At 51.3% G+C, this 3,260-nt stretch carries 3 protein-coding genes and 1 pseudogene; all 4 read left to right on the plus strand.

Translation table 11 applies throughout. From position 1 onward, the window contains the following. Window positions 1-1,797, plus strand: a 1,797-nt coding sequence (locus AAGC65_RS25540; protein WP_343115283.1) for a helicase C-terminal domain-containing protein, incomplete at its 5' end; no start/stop codon positions are given. Then, a complete protein-coding gene (locus tag AAGC65_RS25545; protein WP_343115284.1) occupies window positions 1,794-2,303 on the plus strand; it encodes a hypothetical protein in 510 nt (169 codons plus the stop codon). The genes AAGC65_RS25540 and AAGC65_RS25545, both read left to right, overlap by 4 nt. Next, window positions 2,296-2,523, plus strand: a pseudogene (locus AAGC65_RS25550) (DUF4133 domain-containing protein); the annotation flags it as partial. The gene AAGC65_RS25545 and the pseudogene AAGC65_RS25550, both read left to right, overlap by 8 nt. Window positions 2,524-2,626: 103 nt before the next feature. Next, on the plus strand, window positions 2,627-3,260 hold a 634-nt coding region (locus AAGC65_RS25555; protein ID WP_343115285.1), incomplete at its 3' end, for a hypothetical protein.

The following is a 3,260-nucleotide window of genomic DNA, read 5'->3' on the forward strand; positions in this document are numbered from 1 at the left end:
GAACTGGCCCTGTTTTACAACGAGATCACGGATTACAAAACCGCCGCGCATATCGCGCTGGACAAACCGGCACTGGACGAAAAGCTGATCAATATCAAGCCCACGCCTGAACAGGAAGATTTTATCGGCAAACTGATGGCCTTCGCCAAAAACGGCGACGCCACCCTGATCGGCCGCCTGCCGCTTTCGGAAGAAGAAGATAAAGGCCGGATGCTGATTGCCACTAACTACGCCAAAAAGATGGCGGCAGATATGCGCCTCATTAATTCCGAATTGTACGAAGATCATCCCGATTATAAAGTCAATGTGTGTGCACGCCAGTTAGCGGAACTTTATCGTGACAGTACAGCACAACGTGGTACGCAGATCGTGTTCTGCGATATCGGCACCCCGAAGCCCGACGCTTTTAATATGTATGACGCGCTGAAAGCAAAGCTGGTGTCCGACATGGGCATTCCGCCGCAGCATATCACTTTTATCCACCAGTGGACGGATAAACAGAAACCGGACCTGTTCAAAAAGATGAACCGGGGGGAGATCCGTATCCTCATTGGTAGTACGGAGAAAGCCGGAACCGGCCTTAATGTGCAGGAGCGCGTCATCGCCATGCACCACCTCGATATCCCCTGGAAGCCGAGCGAACTGGAACAGCGCAACGGGCGCGGTTCCCGTCAGGGTAACAAGCTGGCCAAATCGCATTATGGCAATAAGGTGCTCAATTTCATCTATGCCGTCGAGCAGTCCCTGGATACCTACAAGTTCAACCTGCTCAAAAACAAACAAACCTTCATTAGCCAGATGAAGAACTGCGAGCTCAACGTGCGTACCATCGATGAAGGGAGTATCGATGAAAAGAGCGGCATGAACTTTTCCGAGTACATCGCTATCCTGTCAGGGGACACATCGCTGTTGGACAAAACCAAGCTGGAGAAAAAGATCGCGGTGACCGAAAGTTTGAAAACCGCCCATTACCGGGAGAACGCCCGTGCCCGTTACCAGTTGGAAAACCTGGAGCAGGATAGCACCAAAACCCAAACCACGCTTAACCAGCTGACTGCTGATCACGCGGCTTACCACCAGGTACAAAAGCTGGCTCAAGACGGCAGCAAGTCCAACCCGATCCATCTTAAAGCGGTCGCCAGCGCCGATGCCAAAGCCATCGGCCAGTACCTCATTAAGCAATACCAGGGCTGGAAGCCGCAAGCCGGTGAACCGGATGTAAAGGAGATTGGGGAACTATATGGATTTAAATTATACATCCGGCATGCCAGCGAAAAAAGCCTGGTAGAAGGTAAACTCTTTCAAAACGAATATAACACGTTATATGCCGAACGCCCGGGCAGCAGTATTCATTATACGGCAAGTTCCGGCGCACCTAATACGGATAATCCTAAAAATGCCGCCCGCTATTTCATCAACGCCATCGACAAAGTGGACCACCTGGTGGAGAAGTACACCAGAGAACTGGCCGAACAGCGCGACAGGATCCCGCAACTACAGGCCTTATTAGAACGCCCTTTTCCGCAGGAAAAAGAACTGATCGCCATGAAAAGCGAACTGAATGTACTGGAGAAGGAGATCGCGAGGAAGATCCAGGAAAAACAGGAAGCTCAACAGGCGGCCGAACGAACCGGCATGACGGTAGACCAATCAGAAACAGCCGCCGAACCCATCATCGAGAAACCCAGCCTGGAAGAAGCTATCGTGGTTTCGCTCGCAGGCGAACAGGCTTTCCGGAAATCACTTCAGCAGGAAGAACAGGTATCTGCCAGGATCAGAAAGGGGGTCCGCGTATGAATTTAAAAATCGAGCATATCCGATGCCCGCTTCATCGCTATACTTTTTCGGTACGGCCGATACGGAAATGGGTGGAAAGAAACTGTGAAGGCCTGGTGCTTAATCTCTTCGCTGGGACCACAAAGTTGGGGATAAATGAAGTCCGTAATGACCTTGACCTCAATGCACCTGCTGATTACCACCTGGATGCACTGGAATTTGTGCGCAACTGGACAGGCGAAAGTTTCAGGACTATTTTGCTTGATCCGCCTTATGCCTTGCGCAAGAGTATGGAACTTTATGAGGGCCGGATCTGCAGCCCATTCAGGCAATTGAAAGATGCGCTGCCTCGCATCCTTCAACCCGACGGGATCATCATCACTTTCGGCTACCATAGTATCGTTATGGGCAGCGGCAGAAACTTTATGCCCGAACGCCTTTGCCTGTTCAGTCACGGCGGAGCGATCCATGATACCATCGCCACGGTCGAACGCCACATAATAACAAACATCAACCATCATGAATAACAGCATATACAATATCAATAAAGGTATCAACAAAAGCATTGAGTTCCGTGGCCTGCGTGCGCAATACATCTGGTATTTCGCCGGGCTGGTACTCGGGCTGATGATCCTGTTCGCCGCCTTGTACATCTGCGGCGCGGGCACCCTCATCTGCCTCGGCGTCTGCGGTTCTGCCGCTGTTTTCGGCAGCATCAAGATTTTTAACATGAGCAAGCGATATGGTGAACACGGATTAATGAAAGCGCTGGCGCGTAAACGCGTGCCCAAAGTGCTCAAATCCTACGGCCGCCGCAATTTTCAGCAATTAACCATCAGGAGGAAAGATCATGAATAAACTGAAAGAACCCGTAATCTACCGTTTCGAGCAAACCAGCTTTGCGGTAGATATTGATAAGCAGGTCTTACGCCAGACCGATCATCCCAAAAACGAGATCTCCTTTATTAACCAGATGAGCGATATGGGTGATCATTACCTGCTGGCCTGGGATGCCCGCATCAAAAATGCCGGGACTGAACCCGACCACACAGAGCCGGTCATTATCCCGCCGCTGATCGCACTTGACCCCGAAGGCATGGCCAAAAAATACGGCTTGACAGTCGAACAACTCAAAGGGAAAACCGATTTCGAGGTTATCGTAGATCCCTACGCCCTCGAAGCCCGTCGTGCCGGCATCCTGCCCACGATCGACATTGCCGGTGAAAAGTTCATCGTCGACCTGCGCCTACTGGAACTGCGCCATGCCGAATACTTTTTTCCGGTGCTCAGCCTGAAGTCTTTTGAGCTGACCAACGACGGCTGGAACTACGAAGCTTTTTACGAACCCATCATGAAACAGGTGGTGGACCTCGATCCGGGCTTAACTGAATTTCCCGACGGCATTATCCGGGTCAAAATTCCGAATGAAATCGGTCTTGACCCTGTGGCCACCGCCCAAAGTTATGGCATGGATGAACGCGAAC

This window comes from Mucilaginibacter sp. (assembly GCF_039207105.1).
GTDB lineage: Bacteria > Bacteroidota > Bacteroidia > Sphingobacteriales > Sphingobacteriaceae > Mucilaginibacter.

What these genes read in the sequence shown, in the direction of transcription:
- AAGC65_RS25545 (WP_343115284.1), top strand. Translation starts at nt 1,794, where the DNA reads ATGAATTTAAAAATCGAGCATATCCGATGCCCGCTTCATCGCTATACT.